We start from the raw sequence: 18,263 nt of genomic DNA on the forward strand, positions 1-18,263 counted from the left end.
GATACGTTACGCGTTAGTCTGTGCACAGCTTTCACGGAGAATCACGCCAACATGCAACTGCGCAACTCTGCTTCTCGCTACGGCCTGGTCAGTATCGTCATGCATTGGGGCGTGGCCCTGGCGGTCTTCGGGTTGTTCGGCCTCGGCCTGTGGATGGTCGGCCTGGACTACTACAGCCCCTGGCGCAAGTCCGCGCCCGATCTGCACAAGAGCATCGGCCTGGTGCTGTTGGCGGTGATGGTGCTGCGTGTACTTTGGCGTTTCGTCAGCCCGCCACCGCCGGCACCTGCCAACCATGGCGCATTCACCCGCCTGGCCGCGAAGCTTGGCCATGCGGTGCTGTACCTTGGGCTGTTCGCCGTGATGATTGCCGGGTACCTGATTTCCACCGCGGATGGGGTGGGCATCCCGGTATTCGACTGGTTCGAGGTTCCGGCGCTGGTCAGTGACCTGCCCGATCAGGCGGATACCGCCGGAGCCATTCACCTCTACCTGGCCTGGGGGCTGGTGATTTTTGCCATCCTGCATGCCTTGGCAGCTCTGAAACACCATTTCATCGACCGTGACGCGACCCTGAGCCGTATGCTGGGCCGCAAAGCTTGACTCTCTACCTCAATTGCATAGGAAGGAAGTAAGGATGTTCAAAAAGACTTTTGCCGCACTGGCGCTCGGTACCGCACTGCTCTCCGCCGGCCAGGCCATGGCTGCCGAGTACAAGATCGACAAGGAAGGCCAGCACGCGTTCGTCGACTGGAAGATCAGCCACCTGGGTTACAGCTTCATCCACGGTACCTTCAAGGACTTCGACGGCAACTTCACTTGGGACAGCGCCAAGCCTGAGGCCAGCAAGATCGCCGTCAATCTGAAGACCGCGAGCCTGTGGTCGAACCACGCCGAGCGTGACAAGCACATCGCCAGCGCTGACTTCCTGGACGTTAAGAAGTACCCGGAAGCCAAGTTCGTCTCCACCAGCGTCAAGTCGACCGGTGAAAAGACCGCTGACGTGACCGGCGATCTGACCATGCACGGCGTGACCAAACCTGTCACCTTCAAGGCAACCTTCAATGGCGAAGGCAAGGATCCATGGGGCGGCGAGCGTGCCGGCTTCAACGCCACCACCACGCTGAACCTGAACGACTTCGGCATCAAAGGCCCAGGCCCGTCCTCCCAGACCCTGGACCTGGACATCAGCGTCGAAGGCGTGAAGCAGAAGTAATTCGCTTTGCCCTGACGAAAAACGCCGCCCATTGGGCGGCGTTTTCGTTTGCGCGGTGCTGGACTCAGCCCTTGCGGGTCAGCAAAGCAGGACGCTCACCGCGTGGGCGGCTCGGCAAGTCATCGAGTTGCTCCGGTGTCGGATAGCGATCGAGCTTGGACTCCTTGCGGATGATCACCGGCTGAGGGGTTTCACGCGGGCTGCGAACGGCTGGCTCTTGGCGGGAGAAGTCGTCACGGCTCGAGGAGCGGTTTCGGCCGCCGCCATTATTGTCGCGGCGTGCACCGCCGTTGTTGTTGCGGGTGCGTTTCTCGCCGGAACCTTGCCCCTGGCTCTGACCTTGGCCTTTGCGCTGGCCGCCGCCACTGTTGCGTGGCTGGCCGCTGCCGTTGCGTTGGCCCTGCCCTTGGCCTTGACCCTGGCCGCCGCCTGGACGACGGTTACGGCCTTGGTTCTTGGCGTTTTGGTAGGGGCTGACGTAGTCGGCGCGGTTGCCGAAGTTGTCGATGTCGTCGTCCAGGAATTCTTCTGGATCACGGTCCACCGGAACCGACGGCATGCCGCTCTGGCCTTGGGCCGCTTGCTGCTGGCGGGGTTTCTTGTTGCGCGACTTGCGCTGTTGCTGGGATTTCTCGCCGGACTTTTCCTGCTCGGCTGGCTTCTCGGCGGCGTGCTGCTTGGCCTTGCCTTTATCCTTGCCTTTGTCCTTGCGACCGCCGCTGCCGTCCTTGCTGCCTTCGGCGCGCTGCTGATTGCGGCCACCACGACCGTTGTTCTGCGGACGTTCGCGCACTTCCGGCTTCTCGGCTTCCACCTGGCTTGGGTCGAAGCCCATCAGGTCGCCGTCCGGGATCTTCTGCTTGGTGACCCGCTCGATGCTCTTGAGCAGTTTTTCTTCATCCGGCGCGACCATGGAGATGGCTTCGCCCGAACGGCCCGCTCGACCGGTACGGCCGATGCGGTGGACGTAATCTTCCTCGACATTAGGCAGCTCGAAGTTGACCACGTGAGGCAGTTGGTCGATATCCAGGCCGCGGGCGGCGATATCGGTGGCGACCAGCACGCGCACGGTGTTGGCCTTGAAGTCGGCCAGGGCCTTGGTGCGGGCGTTCTGGCTCTTGTTGCCGTGAATCGCGGCAGCGCTCAGGCCGTGCTTTTCCAGGTACTCGGCCAGGCGGTTGGCGCCATGCTTGGTACGGGTGAATACCAGCACCTGCTCCCAGGCGCCGAGGGTGATCAGGTGGGCCAGCAGGGCACGCTTGTGGCTAGCCGGCAGGCGATAGACACGTTGCTCGATACGCTCGACCGTGGTGTTCGGCGGCGTGACTTCGATGCGCTCGGGGTTGTGCAGCAGCTTGTCGGCAAGGTCAGTGATGTCCTTGGAGAAGGTCGCCGAGAACAGCAGGTTCTGACGTTTGGCCGGCAGGCGGGAAAGGACTTTCTTGACGTCGTGGATGAAGCCCATGTCGAGCATGCGGTCGGCTTCGTCGAGCACTAGGATTTCCACATGGGACAGGTCCACGCTGCCTTGGCCGGCCAGATCGAGCAGGCGGCCCGGGCAGGCGACCAGGACATCGACGCCCTTGGCCATGGCCTGGATCTGCGGATTCATGCCGACGCCGCCAAAGATGCAGGCGCTGATCAGGTTCAGATCACGGGCATAAACCTTGAAGCTGTCGTGTACCTGAGCTGCCAGCTCGCGGGTCGGGGTCAGCACCAGTACGCGAGGCTGACGCGGGCCGTGGCGCTGGGACTTGTCAGGGTGGCCACCGGGAAACAGACGCTCGAGGATCGGCAGTGCAAAACCGCCGGTTTTACCAGTACCTGTCTGGGCAGCGACCATCAGGTCGCGACCTTGCAACACGGCGGGAATGGCCCGCTGTTGCACCGGAGTGGGCTGGGTATAGCCCGCAGCCTCGATAGCGCGGACAAGAGCCTCGGAGAGACCGAGGGAAGCAAAGGACATGGGCAATCCTGTTCTCGTGGGGGCTGGGCCCGATGGGATGATCTGCCTGGCGCGACGGGCATCGGCGAGATGCGATCGCGTCCGGTCCAGCTGGGCATTCACTGCGCATCCGGGAGGCGGCGGGCGGCACTGGGTGCGTTGCCGACGGGTCGAGATGCCTGTTGCGAGGCCGAGCGTCCGGGCGTGAGCCGGGCGGGAAGGCCCGAGTATAACAGAGCTATCGCGCTCTGCTGTGTTCGTGCTGCTCAACGGCGTCAGGAATATTGCCGAGGTCGCTGTCGTAACGGGCATTGATGGCCGCATACGCAGGGTCTTGCTTGAAGCGTCGCAGCTCGTCGGCGAACGCCTGTGCCAAGCGTTCCCTTCCGGGTTTGTTCGCAAGTCCCAAGTATTGAGGGTGTCGGCTGATTACCAAGGGTAGCTCCTGAACCTGTCCCTCGAGCCCCAATTGCCGCCGCAACAGGCGCCCCGCACGGCGGTCTGTCACCAGTAGATCGATGCGCCCGAGCATCAACTTGCCGAAATTCGCCTCATGGGTGGGCGCCGGCTCTCGACGAAACAGGAAGGACTCGCTGAACGCCCGGCTGTAGGTGTAGCCCGGCGAGGTCCCTACGGTAAGGCCCGCAAGGTCTTTCAGGCGTTCGATGGCGTGAGGCCTGGCGTCGGCCTGGAACAGCACGAACTCAACCTCCGAGAGTGCCTCGTCCGGGTAGACCATGAACGGTTTGCGCGAATCGACCTGGAAGATGTCCAGCACACCGTCGGCCGCACCTTGCTCCACCATGGCGAGACAGCGTTTCCAGGGCAGCAGTTGCCAGTCGACATCGATGCCGAGTCGCTTGAGCACTTCGTTGGCGACTTCGTAGTCGATGCCTTTGGGCTGGCCTTCGTGCCAGTAGATATAGGGCGCCCAGTCATCGCTAACCAAGCGCAGGCGCTCCGCCTTGGCAAACGGGCTCAGGCAGACGAGCAGCAGGGCGCAAAGAAGGGGGGTTAAGTCAGGCATGGCGGCAGCGTACGTCCAATGTGTGTCCGAGGCCAGTGAAGCCTGTCGTCAGCCTTTGTCAGGCTTGAGCAGATGATCCCGCACGTCCTGATACTTGCTCCCCAAAGACAGACGTAAGCCAGGGTGGTGCAACAATTGGTGCAGTTGTTCGCTGTTCAGGCGCCCTTGGCGTTGCTGAAGATTTTCCAGTGCCTTGTCCCACCAGGCGAAGGTACAGGCCCGATCGAATTCGTTGGCATAGGGGTAGCAGCCGTACAGCAACTCCCGAGCAAATTGGCGTTGGTGGCGGGGCAGTGTCAGGCTCAGGGCCTTGTATCCCAGGCGATGCAAGGTGGGCGGTTTTGGCAGGCGGTCGTTGACCAGGGCTACGTCGGCCAGGGCGGCCTCGCCCAGAGGGTCATCCCCGTGCTTGTGCAACCAGGCCTGGATCTTGGCGCGGAACAGGTCCTTGCGGCTCCAGTAGTGGTGGATGACGTCGGTGCAGTCGGTCAGCGTCAGCGTGCGATAGGCCGCCACGGCCAGACAGAACTCTTCGAGGGTATAGGCGTTGGGGACGATGGGGTGGAACTCGTCCATCAGCGCGATCGATTGGTCGAGTGCTCCTGAATCCTCTGCCGCAAGGCCGATGACGCCGGAGTTGACCAGGTTCATGTGGTCATCCGCCAGGCCGCGCGCGTGCAGGATGTTGCGCAGGCCTTGGTACAGGTCGGTGTTCGGGTTTTCGCCATAGCGTGCGCAGATGGCGTTGCACAGCAGATGGCCGGGCTTGACGCGACGCAGCAGTTCCATCGGCGATTGGCGGAAGAAGGTGTCGGTGTCGATCAGCACCGCCTGGGAATGCTGCTCGAGGGCCTGGCGTAACAGAACATGCTTGCTGCGAAAATGGTAGCCATGGGGTTGGGCCCAGGCCGCGCGCGTGGCATCGCAAATAAGGTGAACGGTGACCGGGAGTTTCGCGTAGGGCGCGGGGTCGTCGGTATGGACCTGGATGTCCAGGGCTTGGCTGCCGGACTCTTTCAGCTGGGCGAGGGCGCTGATGATGCTGAAGCAAGCTTCCTGATGGTAGGTCTTTGCACCGAACGCTAGATAGATGAGCTGAGGTGTCGAGGAAGGCAAAGGCTGCATGGGCGGCTCGCTAACAGGTCTAAGGCTGGATGAAAGGTTTTAGCCTAATACCTAAGCCTTAAAGCTGCCTTAAGGACCTGTTAGCGAAATATGTCAGCGCGGCAGCTTCAGGTTGTTCCAGATCGCCAGGCTCGGCTCGGCCTGGTTCAACGTGTAGAAGTGCAGGCCCGGTGCGCCGCCTTGGAGCAACTGCTCGCACATGCGGGTGATCACCTCTTCGCCGAACGCCTGGATGCTGGCGGTGTCGTCGCCATAGGCTTCCAGCTGCTTACGAATCCAGCGGGGGATCTCAGCACCGCAGGCGTCGGAGAAGCGCGCCAGCTTGCTGTAGTTGGTGATCGGCATGATGCCGGGCACGACCGGGATGTCCACACCCATCTTCTGCACGCGCTCTACGAAATAGAAGTAGCTCTCGGCATTGAAGAAGTACTGGGTGATGGCGCTGTTTGCACCGGCCTTGACCTTGTGCACGAAGTTGGTGAGATCGGACTCGAAATTGCGCGCCTGAGGGTGCATCTCCGGGTAGGCCGCGACTTCCAGATGGAAGTGATCGCCGCTTTCCTGGCGGATGAACTCGACCAGGTCGCTGGCATAGCGCAGCTCGCCATAGGCCATGCCCATGCCCGACGGGAGGTCGCCGCGCAGGGCAACGATGCGCTTGATGCCTGCTGCCTTGTACTGGGCGATCAGGGCGCGCAGCTCTTCCTTGCTGTCACCGACGCAAGACAAGTGTGGCGCGGCAGGAATCTTCACTTCGCTTTCCAGCTGCAGCACCGTGTTCAGGGTGCGATCGCGGGTGGAACCACCGGCACCGTAGGTGCAGGAGAAGAAATCGGGGTTGTAGCCCGCCAGCTGGCGAGCGACCGCCATCAGCTTTTCATGGCCGGCATCGGTCTTGGTGGGGAAAAACTCGAAACTGTAGCGGCGTTCTTGTGACATCACTCGTTCCTCGTGCAGCCCGCCTCACGCGGCAAGCTGCAAGTAAAAGCCAGATCGGTGATGGCCGATCTGGCTTGGCATCGTTCAAGATTCCTTAGCCTGGGCTTCAAGCGGCATCGGCGCGCTCTGCCGCTGCTTGCCGCTTGAAGCTTGCCGCTTAGTAGCGGTAGGTGTCCGGCTTGAACGGGCCTTCGACGGTCACGCCGATATATTCGGCCTGCTGCGGGGTCAGCTGGGTGACCACGCCGCCGAAGCCGCGGACCATTTCCAGGGCCACTTCTTCGTCGAGTTTCTTGGGCAGTACTTCCACGGTCAAGCGCTCGGCCTTTTGTGCGGCAGGCAGTTGGGCGAACTTCTGCTCGAACAGGAAGATCTGGGCCAGCACCTGGTTGGCAAACGAGCCGTCCATGATGCGGCTTGGGTGGCCAGTGGCGTTGCCCAGGTTCACCAGGCGGCCCTCGGCCAGCAGGATCAGGTAGTCGTCGTTCTGCGGATCGAAGGTGCCAGCGCCGGTACGGTGGATCTTGTGAACCTGCGGCTTGACCTCTTCCCATGCCCAGTTCTTGCGCATGAAGGCGGTGTCGATCTCGTTGTCGAAGTGACCGATGTTGCAGACAACGGCGCGCTTCTTCAGGGCCTTGAGCATGTTGGCGTCGCAGACGTTGACGTTACCGGTGGTGGTGACGATCAGGTCGATGCGGCCCAGCAGGTCTTTGTTGATGCCGGCCTCGGTGCCGGTGTTGATACCGTCCTTGAACGGCGAGACGACTTCGAAGCCGTCCATGCAGGCCTGCATGGCACAGATCGGGTCGACTTCGGTGACCTTGACGATCATGCCTTCCTGACGCAGGGACTGGGCCGAGCCCTTGCCCACGTCTCCGTAGCCGATCACCAGGGCTTGCTTGCCCGACAGCAGGTGGTCGGTACCACGCTTGATGGCATCGTTGAGGCTGTGACGGCAACCGTATTTGTTGTCGTTCTTGCTCTTGGTGACCGAGTCGTTGACGTTGATCGCCGGAACTTTCAGCTCGCCCTTGGCCAGCATGTCCAGCAGACGGTGCACGCCAGTGGTAGTTTCTTCGGTGATGCCGTGGATCTTCTCCAGCATCGCCGGGTACTTCTTGTGCAGGATTTCGGTCAGGTCACCGCCGTCGTCCAGAACCATGTTGGCGTCCCATGGCTGACCGTCCTTGAGGATGGTCTGCTCGATGCACCATTCGTACTCCTGCTCGGTCTCGCCCTTCCAGGCGAAAACCGGAATGCCGGCGGCGGCGATGGCGGCAGCGGCCTGGTCCTGGGTCGAGAAGATGTTGCACGACGACCAGCGCACCTCGGCACCCAGGGCGACCAGGGTCTCGATCAGCACGGCGGTCTGGATGGTCATGTGGATGCAGCCCAGGATCTTGGCGCCTTTGAGCGGTTGCTCAGCCTGGTACTTGCGACGCAGGCCCATCAGCGCGGGCATTTCCGATTCGGCGATGATGACTTCCTTGCGGCCCCAGTCGGCCAGGGAAATGTCGGCGACCTTGAAGTCGGAAAAACCTGCAGGCGTGTTTACAGCGCTCATCGAGAGCCTCCATTCGTAGTGTGCGAATGGGCGCCGTTGTGCGTTAGGCGTCCGCAGTGCGGACAACGCCCCAACCGAGCCTGACAGGCCGAGCCTGCTGCAGCGCCCCTCGGATGGGTGGCGGGATGGCCCCCGCGGCGGGTGGCCATGTGAATCGGCAGGGATTATAGCCGTGGCGTCGTGCCACGCCCAAGGTTTTCTGTCGCTTAATCGAGACGATAGTCGATGTTCAATGGAGAGGTGCCAAAGGCTCTGCCATCATTACCCTACGTTAGCCAAGCAGGTCAGGAGTACCGATGAATTTCCACACCCGCAAATGGGTAAAACCCGAAGACCTCAATCCCAACGGCACCCTGTTCGGTGGCAGCTTGCTGCGCTGGATCGACGAAGAGGCGGCGATCTACGCCATCGTCCAGTTGGGCAACCAGCGCGTGGTCACCAAGTACATGTCGGAAATCAACTTTGTCAGTGCCTCGCGTCAGGGCGACATCATCGAGCTGGGCATTACCGCCACCGAGTTCGGCCGTACGTCCATCACTCTCAAGTGTGAAGTGCGCAACAAGATCACCCGTAAAAGCATCCTGACCGTCGACAAGATGGTCTTCGTCAACCTGGGCGAGGACGGCCTGCCGGCCCCCCATGGGCGAACCGAGATCAAGTACATCCAGGACCAGTTCCCCGATACCGCGGTGGAATGACATCGGGGGCCGCGAAAGCAGCCCCAAAAGCCTCAAGGCTGTGCAGTAACCCCGCGCACCACCCGCCCGATGCTCAACCCCTGCACCAGGATCGAAGACAGCACCACGATGTAGGTGATCGACAGCAGCAGGTCACGCTCGGCGCCAGCGGGCAGCGACAGCGCCAGGGCCACCGACACTCCGCCGCGCAAACCTCCCCAGGTCAGTACGCGGACAGTCCCCTTGGGCACGCTGCGCCAGCGGCGCAGCAATACGATCGCAGGCGCCACGGTCAGCAGGCGCGACAGCAGCACTGCCACGGCCAGCACGCTCCCGGCGGCCAGGTGCAGCCAGTTGAACGGCAGTAGTAACAATTCCAGGCCGATCAGGGCGAACAGCAGGGCATTGAGCATGTCGTCGATCAATTCCCAGAAACCGTCCATGTAGCGACGGGTCATGTCGTTCATCGCTAGGTTACGCCCCAGGTTGCCGATGATCAGGCCGGCCACCACCATTGCGATCGGCGCCGACACATGCAGCTCGTAGCACATGGCCGAGCCGCCGATCACCAATGCCAGGGTCAGCATCACCTCGACCTGGTACTGCTCGACGCTCTTGATCATGCGATAGGTGGCGTAACCAATCACACCGCCAAAGGCGATCCCGCCAATGGCTTCTCGGGCGAACAGCAAGGCGGTGTCGGCAAAGCTTGGCGCCTCGCCGAGCTGGACGATGCCCAGCAGGACGGTGAATACCACCACCGCCGTGCCGTCATTGAACAGCGACTCGCCCACGATCGTAGTCTTGAGTGGCTTGGAGGCATTGGCGGTACGCAGTGCGCCGAGTACGGCGATCGGGTCGGTGGGGGAGATCAGCGCGCCGAACAGCAGGCAGTAGATCAGCGGCACGTTCCAACCGAACATCGAGAAAACCCAATGGGCCAGATAGCCGATGACCAGCGTGGCGATCAGTACTCCGAAGGTGGCCAGCAGGCCGATCGGCCAGCGGTAGCTGCGCAAATCGGCGAGGTTGACGTGCAGCGCGCCGGCGAACAGCAGGAACGACAGCATCCAGTGCATCAACAGGTCGTTGAAATCGATCTGGTTCATCAGCCCCTCGACGCGCGCTTCCAGGCCGGGGAAGCCGATCAGGCTCAGGCCTTGCAGGATCAAGGAGAACAGCAGGGCGGTGACCATCACGCCGATGGCCGGCGGCAGGCCGATGAAGCGGTAATTGACGTAGGTGAGGAGGGTGGTCAGGCAGATAAAAGCGGCAACAAGTTCAAGCATCCGAAATCCTGTGACAGTGGCTTCCAAGTCGTTACCCGAAATGCTCGGGCAGTTCTTTGATGGTCTGGTGAGCGTTTCGGGACACACCTTATGACCCGATCCGAAAGATTCGTTCCGCCGGACAGGGCGCTGATTCCTACATTAGGGCTGGAAATCGATATAGTGTCGGACAATCAGGCCAACGAGGGCCTGGACTCTGTGCAAGGACCCTCCCGTGTTGGCAACTTCGCTGGTTTTGGTCGCGGCCCTGCTCCACGCGACTTGGAATACCCTGATCAAATTCAGTGGCGAGCGTTTGCTGGTGATTGCCAGCATGGACCTGGTAGCCCTCGCCTTCGCCGTGGCGGCGGTGGCGTTCGTAGACATTCCTCCGGCGCACATCTGGCCTTGGTTGCTCGCATCGGCGCTGGCCGAGCAGCTGTACCGCTTTTTGTTGATCCAGGCGTATCGGGTTGGCGATCTGGGGCTGGTCTATCCTCTGATGCGCGGCCTGTCGCCCTTGGTGGTGCTGGGGCTGACGCTGGCCTTTGCCGGAGAATCGCTCAGCGACAAGCAGATCATTGGCATCCTGCTGATTCCGTGCGGCATGGCCTGCCTGCTCTGGCAGGGCGGCGGCGGGGATCGGCTGCCGTGGTCGATGCTGCCAGTGGTCGCGCTGATCGGTCTGTGCATCGGTTGCTACACCTGGTTCGACGGCAGGGCCGTGCAAATCTGGGGCAAGCCGTTGGATTACCTGGTGTGGTTGACCTTGCTCAGTGCTTGGCCGTTTCCGTTGCTGGCAAGCGTGGCGCGGCGGGCGCCGTTCGTGTTGTTCTGGCGCACCCAGTGGCGCCTGGGGTTGGCGGTGGGGTTGTGCGTGTTGTTGAGCTATGCCCTGGTGCTATGGGCCATGCACCTGGGGTCGGTTGCCGAAGCGGCGGCATTGCGGGAGCTGAGCGTGATCCTCGTGGTGCTGCTGGGCATGCGCTACCTCAAAGAACCTTTTGGCGGGCCAAGACTCCTAGCTTGCGGGCTGGTCCTGGCTGGCATGCTGGTGATGAAGCTCTGAAACCGATCATTTGAACAAGGAGTCCTTTCCATGACCGTTGCCCTGTGGTGCATCCTGATTGCCATGATCCTGCCGCCGCTGTGTGGGTTGACGGCGAAACTGAGCAGTGGCCGTTTCGGCTTGCGTGAAAACCACGATCCGCGCGCCTTCCTCGATACCTTGTCGGGCCTGCCACGCCGTGCCCATGCCGCCCAGCAGAACGGCTTCGAGGCCTTTCCCGCTTTTGCTGCCGCGGTGCTCGTTGCCGATATCGTCGGTAACGCGGAGCAGGTGACGCAGGATGTACTGGCGGTGCTGTACATCACCAGTCGCCTACTCTTCATCATCTGCTACCTGGCCGACCTGGCCATCCTGCGTTCACTGGTGTGGTTTGCCGGGCTGGCGCTGATCATTGCGTTTTTCGTGGTTTCCATCTGAAAGCGTGTCGCGCTCTTCGCGGTTAAACCCGCTCCCCCATGGCACTGTGGGTCTTGAGGTCTGTGCAGGCTTGTGGGAGCGGGTTCCGCCGCGAAGCATCCAACCCTGATCAAGGGACTTTCGGCACCTCAGGCAGCGCCGCGCCCTTGGGCCACAGCATCCAGATCTGCCCTGGCTGCTTCATGTTCCCTGCCAGTTCGCCGGCCTGCGGGCCAGTTCCCCAGAACAGGTCTGCGCGGACCTCGCCGGTGATGGCGCCGCCGGTGTCCTGGGCGCCCACCGGACGCACCACCGGGCTACCATCCGGACGGGTAGTGGACAGCCACAGCAGGCTGCCCAGGGGGATCACCTTGCGATCGATGGCGACGCTGTAACCGGCGGTCAACGGCACGTTCAACGAGCCGCGCGGGCCTTCATTGCTGTCTGGACGGGTGCCAAAGAATACGTAGCTGGGGTTGCTGGCCAGCAGCTCGGGAACCCGCTGCGGGTTGGCCTGGGCCCAGGCGTGAATGCTGCCCATGGTCACGTCTTCTTTCTTCAACTGGCCTTGCTCCACCAGCCAGCGACCGATGGGACGGTAGGGATGGCCGTTCTGGTCGGCGTAGCCCAGGCGCAGTTGGCGTCCGTCTTCTAGCTGAATGCGCCCGGAGCCCTGGATCTGCAGGAATTGCAGGTCCATCGGATCGGTCAGCCAGGCCAGTACCGGCGCTTTCACGCCGTCGCGGTTGATCACTTCAGCGGTGTCGTAGGGCTTGAGCACGCGGCCATCGAGGCGCCCGCGCAGGCGTTTGCCTTTTAGTTCCGGGTAGATGCTGGCCAAGTCGACCACGATCATGTCTTCGGGGATACCGTACACCGGCACGTGGGCGGTCTCGGTACGGCTGAGGCTTCCGGGGTAGACCGGTTCGTAGTAACCGGTGATCAGGCCGTGGGCGTTGTTCTGCGCTGAACGCAGGCCGTAGACCGATAGGTTCTGCTGTAGGAAGGCACGGATCTGGGCGGCGTCTTCAGGCATGCGGGCCGCGGCCTCGCAGGTAGCGGCCCAGACCGGGTCACGCTTGAGCTTTTCGCATCCATTGCGCCAGGCCTGGAAACCGGCCAACAGGTCGTCGTCGCTGACGCTTGGCAGGTCTTGCCAGGTGGCCGGGGCGTAGGTCGCCACGGCGTGGGGTTCGGGTTTGGCATTCTCGCCGCCGTTGCAACCGGCCAGCAGGGCCAGGGTGGGAAGCGCCCAGGCAAGGTGGCGCAGAGCAGATCTCATGGTTGAATCCTTGAATGGGCGGCCTGTACGGCTGCCCATGTTTTTCGTGGGGGTATTGGTCTTTGTCGAGCAGGCGAGGATACTGTCGGCCCTTTCCCTCTGCCAATGTGACCGTGATGTTGAAATGTTTCACCGTTCTGCTGTTGGTCGGCCTGTCCCTGGCGGCCTGTGACCGTGTCGATCCTAACTCACCACTGGGTCAGCGCAAGGCGATCTTCAAGCAAATGCTCAAGACCAGCGAGGATATGGGCGGCATGCTGCGGGGACGATTACCGTTTGACGGCGCCCGGTTCGCCGAGGGTGCGGTGAAGCTCGATGGTCTGTCCCGCGAGCCGTGGCAGCATTTTCCGCAGGTCAAGGATGAAGGTGACAGCAGCGCGCGGCCTGAGGTGTGGGAGCGTCAGGCGCGTTTCCAGGATTTGGCTCGGCAATTGGAAGGGGTGACGGGCGAGCTCGTCAGCGTGACCCGTGACCAGCCACTGGAGGCGGCAAGCCTGAAGGCGCCAATGGACAAGGTCGAGGCCGCATGCAAGGCCTGCCACACGGAATTTCGCAATCATTGATTGCCCGCATGGCCGGGCTTGAGGCTGCTTCCCGCAATGCCTGCGGGAAACTGCGAAGGGCCGCGCAACGGCCCCGATATGCAGGGGCACAACTACCGTGCACTGCCCCTCTCAGCGGTAGCCCAGGGAGCCGATGTCACTTGTCCAGCTCCAGCTCGGCCTGCTTGAGTTCAGCCTGGGACTCTGCAAGCTTGCGCTCGCGCTTGGCGATCTTGTCCTTGTCGCCCTTGGCATGAGCCTCGGCGAGGTCTCCCTTGCGTTCAGCCACTTCCGCCTTGGCCTCGGCGACCTTGGCTTCACGCTCGTGTTTCAGGCCGGCATCGGTGCAGTGGGCGGCGTTTTCCTTCAAGGCTTTTTCCAGGCCACGGATCTGACCCCAATTGTTGTGCTTGCGGGCGTATTCGAGCTGGTTCTCGATGGCGCTGCGTTTGGCCGCGCAACCGGTCAGGCCTGGGGCGGGCTGCGCTGCCTGCGCAGTGCCAGCGGCCAGGCCGAGGATGGCCAGAATTGTCAGGGCGGAACGGGCTTTCATGAACACTTCCTTCAATAGCAACAAAATTTGTAGGGGATAGTGCCTACAACCGTTTGCCGAGTGAACCCTGGAAACGGGTGCTACATCGCTTTCAGAAAAACCCTACTCCGGCGTGACTGACTCAGCGCTCCAGTCCATCGACGGCTTCTTGCAGCTCCTTCTTGGCCTCGGCGAGCTTTTCCTTGCGCTTGTTGATCTTCTCCGGGTCGCCTTTCTTCATGGCCTTGTCCAGGTCCTTGGTGCGCTGGTTCACTTCGTGGCGGGCCTCGAGGACCTTCTGCTCACGCTCCTTGCGCAGGCTGGAATCGGTGCAGTGTTCGGTGACTTCGGCCAGGGCCTTTTCCAGGCCGGCCTGCTGCTCGCTGTTGCCATGGCTGCGCGCTTGTTCGAGCTGTTCGCTGATAGCCTGGCGCTTGGCCGCGCAGCCTGTCAGCCCAGGCTGCTCTTCGGCGGCCAGCAGAGGGCTGGCGGCGATGCTGAGCAAAGCGGACAGTGCAAGAGACGAAGGCAATTTCATCGGGGACTCCATTCGAAGGCAGGACAGCGGAAAACGAAATGCTGCCCTGATCTGACGAAATTAGAAACCCTGGATTGCGTGTGCGCGCAATTGCATGGCCAGCAGGGCCAGCGTTTCATCCGTGAAGAACGCCTCCAGTTGCGCGGCGCGTCCAGGGCCGATACCGGGCTCGGCCAGCCATTGTTCACGGCGCTTGGCCGCGAGGGTCTGCCAATCCGGTCCCAGTGGGAGGTTGCGCGGAGCCGGGACACCGAGGGCCCGCAACCAGCGCTCGAACGGTTGCTGCCGAGCATTGGCAAAGGCTTGCAGCAACTGCTCTGCACGCGCCGTGCCGATGCCCGATATGCGCTGCAGGTCGTCGCGCTCCAAGGCCAGCCAGTCATGCAGGCTGCTCACGGCCCCGCTTTCCACCAGGCGCGCCCAGGTGGCGGAGCCAAGGTTGGGCATCTGCAAACCCTGGCGGCCGCTCAACCAGGCCAGGCGGGCGAGGAACTGCTCCTTGCAGGTGTCGTCGGGCCGCCAGCAACTGAGTGGATGGTGCTGTGTGGCGTCCGGCGGCGCCACGGGCTCCCGGTGCGTCGAGCGGTGCACCACGCTTTCCAGTCGCGGCACGGTCAGCCCGGCCAGGGTGATCGCCACTTGGTCACCAGGGCGTATGTCCAGCCGCTGCCAGCGGGCCAGCGAACCGAGGCTGACCAGGCTGATGCGGCGGTCATCCAATACGACCGGGTGCAGGTGCAGCATGGGCGTGATGCGACCGGTCCGTCCTACCCGAAAGCGCACCTCGCGCACCTCGGCCAGGGCTTGTTGGAATGGGTACTTCCAGGCCGCTATCCAGGAGGGCGGCTTGGCCCGCCAGCGTTTGGCCGGCGGCCGACTGTCCTGGCGCAGAATCACGCCATCGGTCGCGAAGGGCAGGGCTGAGCGGTACCAATGCTGGCGCCAGTGCGAGGCTTGGTCGAAGGTCTCGATGGCGACGCTGTAGCGCTGGCTATCGGCAAAGCCGAGCTGCGCCAGCCGTGACAGGCGGTCGGCCTGACGGGGCGGCCCATCGGGCCAATCCCAAACGAACAGACCGATGCCGCCACCTTGGGCATCATCCAGGCTCTTGCGCGCCAGGAGGCCTGCCACCGTACCGCGGGCGTTGGCGCTGCCGGCCAGAGCTTGCGTGTGATTGTCCCGACGCCAATAGAGTTCGCCCTGCAGCACGAGGTCGATCGGCTCCGGCAGTTGCCGAGTGATGCCGCTCAGGTGGGGAATATGGCGACTCCAATCATGTCCCAGAAGGCCATCACCGCGGCTGAGCAACTGCACCAAGCGCCCTTCGCGGTACACCAACGACGCTGCGACGCCATCCACCTTCGGTTGTATCCAGACATCGCGCTTGCCTTGCAGCCAAGCTACCACTGCCTGTTCATCGGCCAGTTTGATCACGCCGGTGTGAGGTATCGGGTGAGGTAGGGCGCCGCGGGCGCTGGCCAGCGGATCATCGCTGCCTGGCAGGTCGAAGCAGATTTGCAACGCGTGCAGGCGCTGCCGGCTCTGGTCGTAGAGTTCGTCCGCCACGGGTGAATGGCCTTGGCGGTGGTACTGGTCGTCCCAGGTGGCCAGGGTTTCGCGCAGTCGGGTGATTTCCTCGTGGGCACGGGCCGGGGGCCAGGATGGACAGACGTCGGCTTGACTGACGATCGGCAGAAGTATGAGCAATGCAGCGATGAGCATTGGGGGCATGGCCAGCATCCTTGCTTGGCAGGAGGGAATGCTCAGCCTAGGCAATCGCAGGCCAGGGCGGCGGGCGGAGTTGTCAGTCGATATGTCACGAAAAAGCCCCTGCCGATCACTCGGCAGGGGCTTTTCCTTGCAACCTGTAGCGTGCGGCCTGCAATCAGCCGCTTACCCTTACAGGCCGGCTGCGGCGCGCAGGGCGTCGACGCGGTCGGTGCGTTCCCAGGTGAAGGTGGTGAAGGTGTCGTTGCCGACGGTCTTCTGCTGTGGGATACGGCCGAAGTGACCATAGGCAGCGGTTTCCTGGTACATCGGGTGCAGCAGGTCGAGCATGGTGGTGATGGCGTACGGGCGCAGGTCGAAGCACTCGCGGACCAATTGTACGATCTTGTCGTCGGCGATCTTGCCGGTGCCGAAGGTGTTGATCGAAATGGAGGTCGGCTGGGCCACGCCGATGGCGTAGGACACCTGGATCTCGCAACGGTCGGCCAGGCCTGCGGCAACGATGTTCTTGGCCACGTAGCGGCCGGCGTAGGCTGCCGAGCGGTCGACTTTGGACGGGTCCTTTCCGGAGAACGCGCCGCCACCGTGACGCGCCATGCCGCCGTAGGAGTCGACGATGATCTTGCGACCGGTCAGGCCGCAGTCGCCCACTGGGCCACCAATGATGAAGTTGCCGGTCGGGTTGATGTGGAACTGGGTGTCCTTGTGCAGCAGTTCGGCAGGCAGGGTGTGCTTGACGATCAGCTCCATGACGGCTTCACGCAGATCTTTGTAGGAGACTTCCGGGTTGTGCTGGGTCGACAGGACCACGGCATCGATACCCACGACCTTGCCGTTTTCGTAACGGCAGGTGACCTGAGACTTGGCGTCCGGACGCAGCCACGGCAGCAGGCCGGACTTGCGCGCTTCGGCCTGGCGCTCCACCAGGCGATGGGAGAAGCAGATCGGGGCAGGCATCAGGACGTCGGTTTCGTTGCTGGCGTAGCCGAACATCAGGCCCTGGTCGCCCGCACCCTGGTCTTCCGGCTTGGAGCGGTCGACGCCCTGGGCGATGTCCACCGACTGTTTGCCGATGATGTTCATCACGGCGCAGGTCGCGCCGTCGAAGCCGACGTCGGAGCTGTTGTAGCCGATGTCGATGATGACTTTGCGCACCAACTCCTCCAGGTCGACCCAGGCGGAGGTGGTCACTTCACCGGCAATGATGGCGACACCGGTCTTGACCAGGGTTTCGCAAGCAACGCGGGCGTATTTGTCCTGGGCGATGATTGCATCAAGGACCGCGTCCGAAATCTGGTCGGCGATCTTGTCCGGATGCCCTTCGGACACGGACTCGGAAGTGAAAAGGGAGTATTCGCTCATCTCGACGGGTTCCTAAAAATTTACCGATGGTGAGTGTCGCCAGTCGTCCGCTGGAAATGGCGGACCTGAATCTGGAAACCGTTACGCAAGCCCACATAGAGGCTGTCCCCGGGTACTAGCCCCGCTACCCGGGCCCAACGGGCCAGGTCTTCCTGCTCGAAGCCCAACCAGAGATCGCCGCAGGCTTCCCGCGCCCAGCTCTGATCATGGCTGCACAGCTCGGTGACCAGCAGGCTGCCGCCCGCTTTCACCCGTTTGGCCAGCAGGCGCAGGGCCAGGGCCGGGTCGCTGAAATGGTGCAACACCATGTTCAGCACTACGCAGTCGGCTTCCACATCCGTTGCACCCAGTGCATCGGCCAACTGCAGGTTTACATTATCCAGCCCTTCGCGCTCGCAGACCTGGCGGGCCAATTCGAGCATGGTCGAGCTGTTGTCCAGGGCCGTGACCTGATTGAAGCGCCGTGCCAGGTCCGGCAGGAAGCCGCCATCGCCTGGACCGACTTCCAGCGCGCTGGCCTCGGGGCCGAAACTGAGGTTGTCGAGCAGAGCCAGCAGGCTGTCGCGGTACTGCGGCAGGCCGGCGATCAGGTCTTGCTGGGCGCGAAACTTTTCTTCCACGCGCAGGAAAAAGTCCTGGCTGGTGGCGGCGCGGCGTTGTTGCACCTGGGCGATACGGGCCTGCACGTCCTGCGTCAGGGCCAGGCCGTCCACCTCTTCGAGCAGGGCTGCGTGCAGGCGACCGCCCAAGCGCAGGCTGTCGGGCAAGGCGCGGCGGTAGAAAATCGCATTGCCCTCGCGGCGCGTGGCCACCAGTTCAGCCTGGGCCAGTACCTTGAGGTGATGGCTCATGCCCGATTGGCCGATGTCGAAAATCTGTGCGAGCTCCAGCACGCCAAACGAGTCGCTGGCCAGCGCGCGCAGCACGTTCAGGCGCAGCGGGTCGCCGCCGGCCTTGCACAGGGCGGCCAGCTCGTCGCTGCGTTGAGGGGTGATGGGCGCGCTTTGGTTCATGAGGCGGCAGTCTAGACAGGGGATGCTGTCGTAGCAA

General features: G+C 62.7%; 18 protein-coding genes and 1 riboswitch. Of the genes, 6 read left to right on the forward strand and 12 right to left on the reverse strand.

Going from position 1 to position 18,263, the window contains the following annotated elements:
* Positions 1 to 51 precede the first annotated feature (51 nt).
* Together J5X93_RS02320 and J5X93_RS02325 are read left to right on the forward strand one after the other, a co-directional pair.
* Positions 52 to 603: a cytochrome b gene (locus J5X93_RS02320; RefSeq protein ID WP_043207219.1), complete on the forward strand. Its 552-nt coding sequence runs from the start codon at positions 52 to 54 to the stop codon at positions 601 to 603.
* A gap of 34 nt (positions 604 to 637) precedes the next feature.
* Entirely contained in the window at positions 638 to 1,216 is a 579-nt protein-coding gene (locus tag J5X93_RS02325) for a YceI family protein (protein ID WP_043207221.1), read from the forward strand.
* Positions 1,217 to 1,280: 64 nt separating this feature from the next.
* Here J5X93_RS02325 and rhlE2 read toward each other — a convergent pair whose 3' ends face one another.
* The 5 genes from rhlE2 to ahcY all read right to left on the reverse strand — a co-directional run bounded on the left by rhlE2 (position 1,281) and on the right by ahcY (position 7,819).
* On the reverse strand, positions 1,281 to 3,182 hold the full coding sequence (gene rhlE2, locus J5X93_RS02330; protein WP_250034349.1) for an RNA helicase RhlE2: 1,902 nt from the start codon (positions 3,180 to 3,182) through the stop codon (positions 1,281 to 1,283).
* A gap of 217 nt (positions 3,183 to 3,399) precedes the next feature.
* Positions 3,400 to 4,188 carry a substrate-binding periplasmic protein gene (locus J5X93_RS02335; RefSeq protein ID WP_043207226.1) on the reverse strand — a complete coding sequence of 263 codons (789 nt, stop codon included), beginning with the start codon at positions 4,186 to 4,188 and terminating at the stop codon, positions 3,400 to 3,402.
* Positions 4,189 to 4,236: 48 nt separating this feature from the next.
* On the reverse strand, positions 4,237 to 5,313 hold the full coding sequence (locus tag J5X93_RS02340; RefSeq protein ID WP_182817045.1) for a hypothetical protein: 1,077 nt from the start codon (positions 5,311 to 5,313) through the stop codon (positions 4,237 to 4,239).
* Positions 5,314 to 5,406: 93 nt separating this feature from the next.
* Positions 5,407 to 6,252, reverse strand: coding sequence for a methylenetetrahydrofolate reductase [NAD(P)H] (metF, locus tag J5X93_RS02345; protein WP_043207230.1), 846 nt, complete (start codon positions 6,250 to 6,252; stop codon positions 5,407 to 5,409).
* A gap of 157 nt (positions 6,253 to 6,409) precedes the next feature.
* Positions 6,410 to 7,819, reverse strand: coding sequence for an adenosylhomocysteinase (gene ahcY / locus J5X93_RS02350; RefSeq protein ID WP_043207233.1), 1,410 nt, complete (start codon positions 7,817 to 7,819; stop codon positions 6,410 to 6,412).
* Between the two features lie 21 nt (positions 7,820 to 7,840).
* Positions 7,841 to 7,936, reverse strand: a riboswitch (S-adenosyl-L-homocysteine riboswitch).
* A gap of 179 nt (positions 7,937 to 8,115) precedes the next feature.
* On the opposite strand from ahcY, the gene J5X93_RS02355 reads away from it, so the two are divergent.
* Positions 8,116 to 8,517, forward strand: coding sequence for an acyl-CoA thioesterase (locus J5X93_RS02355; RefSeq protein WP_043207235.1), 402 nt, complete (start codon positions 8,116 to 8,118; stop codon positions 8,515 to 8,517).
* Between the two features lie 32 nt (positions 8,518 to 8,549).
* Here J5X93_RS02355 and J5X93_RS02360 read toward each other — a convergent pair whose 3' ends face one another.
* Positions 8,550 to 9,785, reverse strand: coding sequence for a cation:proton antiporter (locus tag J5X93_RS02360; protein ID WP_043207237.1), 1,236 nt, complete (start codon positions 9,783 to 9,785; stop codon positions 8,550 to 8,552).
* Positions 9,786 to 9,999: 214 nt separating this feature from the next.
* Here J5X93_RS02360 and J5X93_RS02365 point away from each other — a divergent pair, with 214 nt between their 5' ends.
* Together J5X93_RS02365 and J5X93_RS02370 are read left to right on the forward strand one after the other, a co-directional pair.
* Positions 10,000 to 10,833, forward strand: a complete 834-nt coding sequence (locus J5X93_RS02365) for an EamA family transporter (protein WP_043207239.1) — start codon at positions 10,000 to 10,002, stop codon at positions 10,831 to 10,833.
* A 30-nt stretch (positions 10,834 to 10,863) separates the two neighbouring features.
* Positions 10,864 to 11,250, forward strand: a complete 387-nt coding sequence (locus tag J5X93_RS02370) for an MAPEG family protein (protein WP_043207241.1) — start codon at positions 10,864 to 10,866, stop codon at positions 11,248 to 11,250.
* 109 nt (positions 11,251 to 11,359) lie between these two features.
* Here J5X93_RS02370 and mltA read toward each other — a convergent pair whose 3' ends face one another.
* A complete protein-coding gene (mltA, locus tag J5X93_RS02375; protein ID WP_090343247.1) occupies positions 11,360 to 12,511 on the reverse strand; it encodes a murein transglycosylase A in 1,152 nt (383 codons plus the stop codon).
* 116 nt (positions 12,512 to 12,627) lie between these two features.
* On the opposite strand from mltA, the gene J5X93_RS02380 reads away from it, so the two are divergent.
* A complete protein-coding gene (locus J5X93_RS02380; RefSeq protein WP_070571090.1) occupies positions 12,628 to 13,074 on the forward strand; it encodes a c-type cytochrome in 447 nt (148 codons plus the stop codon).
* A gap of 136 nt (positions 13,075 to 13,210) precedes the next feature.
* Here the strand turns inward: J5X93_RS02380 and J5X93_RS02385 are convergent, their stop codons facing one another.
* The 5 genes from J5X93_RS02385 to J5X93_RS02405 form a co-directional block, all read right to left on the reverse strand.
* Complete coding sequence (locus J5X93_RS02385) at positions 13,211 to 13,606, reverse strand: DUF1090 domain-containing protein (RefSeq protein WP_102081301.1); 396 nt, start codon at positions 13,604 to 13,606, stop codon at positions 13,211 to 13,213.
* Between the two features lie 121 nt (positions 13,607 to 13,727).
* Positions 13,728 to 14,123 (reverse strand): DUF1090 domain-containing protein, encoded by a 396-nt coding sequence (locus tag J5X93_RS02390; protein ID WP_250034351.1) that lies wholly within the window; start codon positions 14,121 to 14,123, stop codon positions 13,728 to 13,730.
* 60 nt (positions 14,124 to 14,183) lie between these two features.
* A complete protein-coding gene (gene ligB, locus J5X93_RS02395) occupies positions 14,184 to 15,854 on the reverse strand; it encodes an NAD-dependent DNA ligase LigB (RefSeq protein WP_250034353.1) in 1,671 nt (556 codons plus the stop codon).
* 168 nt (positions 15,855 to 16,022) lie between these two features.
* The gene (gene metK / locus J5X93_RS02400) at positions 16,023 to 17,213 is read right to left on the reverse strand and encodes a methionine adenosyltransferase (RefSeq protein ID WP_043207253.1); all 1,191 of its coding nucleotides are present in this window, start codon (positions 17,211 to 17,213) and stop codon (positions 16,023 to 16,025) included.
* 20 nt (positions 17,214 to 17,233) lie between these two features.
* The gene (locus tag J5X93_RS02405) at positions 17,234 to 18,226 is read right to left on the reverse strand and encodes an ArsR/SmtB family transcription factor (RefSeq protein ID WP_043207256.1); all 993 of its coding nucleotides are present in this window, start codon (positions 18,224 to 18,226) and stop codon (positions 17,234 to 17,236) included.
* Positions 18,227 to 18,263 lie beyond the last annotated feature (37 nt).

The sequence above is a fragment of the Pseudomonas sp. BYT-1 genome (genome assembly GCF_023611805.1).
GTDB classification, from domain to species: Bacteria; Pseudomonadota; Gammaproteobacteria; order Pseudomonadales; family Pseudomonadaceae; genus Aquipseudomonas; species Aquipseudomonas guariconensis.

Bases quoted from the DNA above. Each gene is read 5' to 3' on its own strand.
- J5X93_RS02320 (WP_043207219.1), top strand. From the start codon at position 52: ATGCAACTGCGCAACTCTGCTTCTCGCTACGGCCTGGTCAGTATCGTC.
- J5X93_RS02325 (WP_043207221.1), top strand. From the start codon at position 638: ATGTTCAAAAAGACTTTTGCCGCACTGGCGCTCGGTACCGCACTGCTC.
- rhlE2 (WP_250034349.1), bottom strand. From the start codon at position 3,182: ATGTCCTTTGCTTCCCTCGGTCTCTCCGAGGCTCTTGTCCGCGCTATC.
- J5X93_RS02335 (WP_043207226.1), bottom strand. From the start codon at position 4,188: ATGCCTGACTTAACCCCCCTTCTTTGCGCCCTGCTGCTCGTCTGCCTG.
- J5X93_RS02340 (WP_182817045.1), bottom strand. From the start codon at position 5,313: ATGCAGCCTTTGCCTTCCTCGACACCTCAGCTCATCTATCTAGCGTTC.
- metF (WP_043207230.1), bottom strand. From the start codon at position 6,252: ATGTCACAAGAACGCCGCTACAGTTTCGAGTTTTTCCCCACCAAGACC.
- ahcY (WP_043207233.1), bottom strand. From the start codon at position 7,819: ATGAGCGCTGTAAACACGCCTGCAGGTTTTTCCGACTTCAAGGTCGCC.
- J5X93_RS02355 (WP_043207235.1), top strand. From the start codon at position 8,116: ATGAATTTCCACACCCGCAAATGGGTAAAACCCGAAGACCTCAATCCC.
- J5X93_RS02360 (WP_043207237.1), bottom strand. From the start codon at position 9,785: ATGCTTGAACTTGTTGCCGCTTTTATCTGCCTGACCACCCTCCTCACC.
- J5X93_RS02370 (WP_043207241.1), top strand. From the start codon at position 10,864: ATGACCGTTGCCCTGTGGTGCATCCTGATTGCCATGATCCTGCCGCCG.
- mltA (WP_090343247.1), bottom strand. From the start codon at position 12,511: ATGAGATCTGCTCTGCGCCACCTTGCCTGGGCGCTTCCCACCCTGGCC.
- J5X93_RS02380 (WP_070571090.1), top strand. From the start codon at position 12,628: ATGTTGAAATGTTTCACCGTTCTGCTGTTGGTCGGCCTGTCCCTGGCG.
- J5X93_RS02385 (WP_102081301.1), bottom strand. From the start codon at position 13,606: ATGAAAGCCCGTTCCGCCCTGACAATTCTGGCCATCCTCGGCCTGGCC.
- J5X93_RS02390 (WP_250034351.1), bottom strand. From the start codon at position 14,123: ATGAAATTGCCTTCGTCTCTTGCACTGTCCGCTTTGCTCAGCATCGCC.
- ligB (WP_250034353.1), bottom strand. From the start codon at position 15,854: ATGCCCCCAATGCTCATCGCTGCATTGCTCATACTTCTGCCGATCGTC.
- metK (WP_043207253.1), bottom strand. From the start codon at position 17,213: ATGAGCGAATACTCCCTTTTCACTTCCGAGTCCGTGTCCGAAGGGCAT.
- J5X93_RS02405 (WP_043207256.1), bottom strand. From the start codon at position 18,226: ATGAACCAAAGCGCGCCCATCACCCCTCAACGCAGCGACGAGCTGGCC.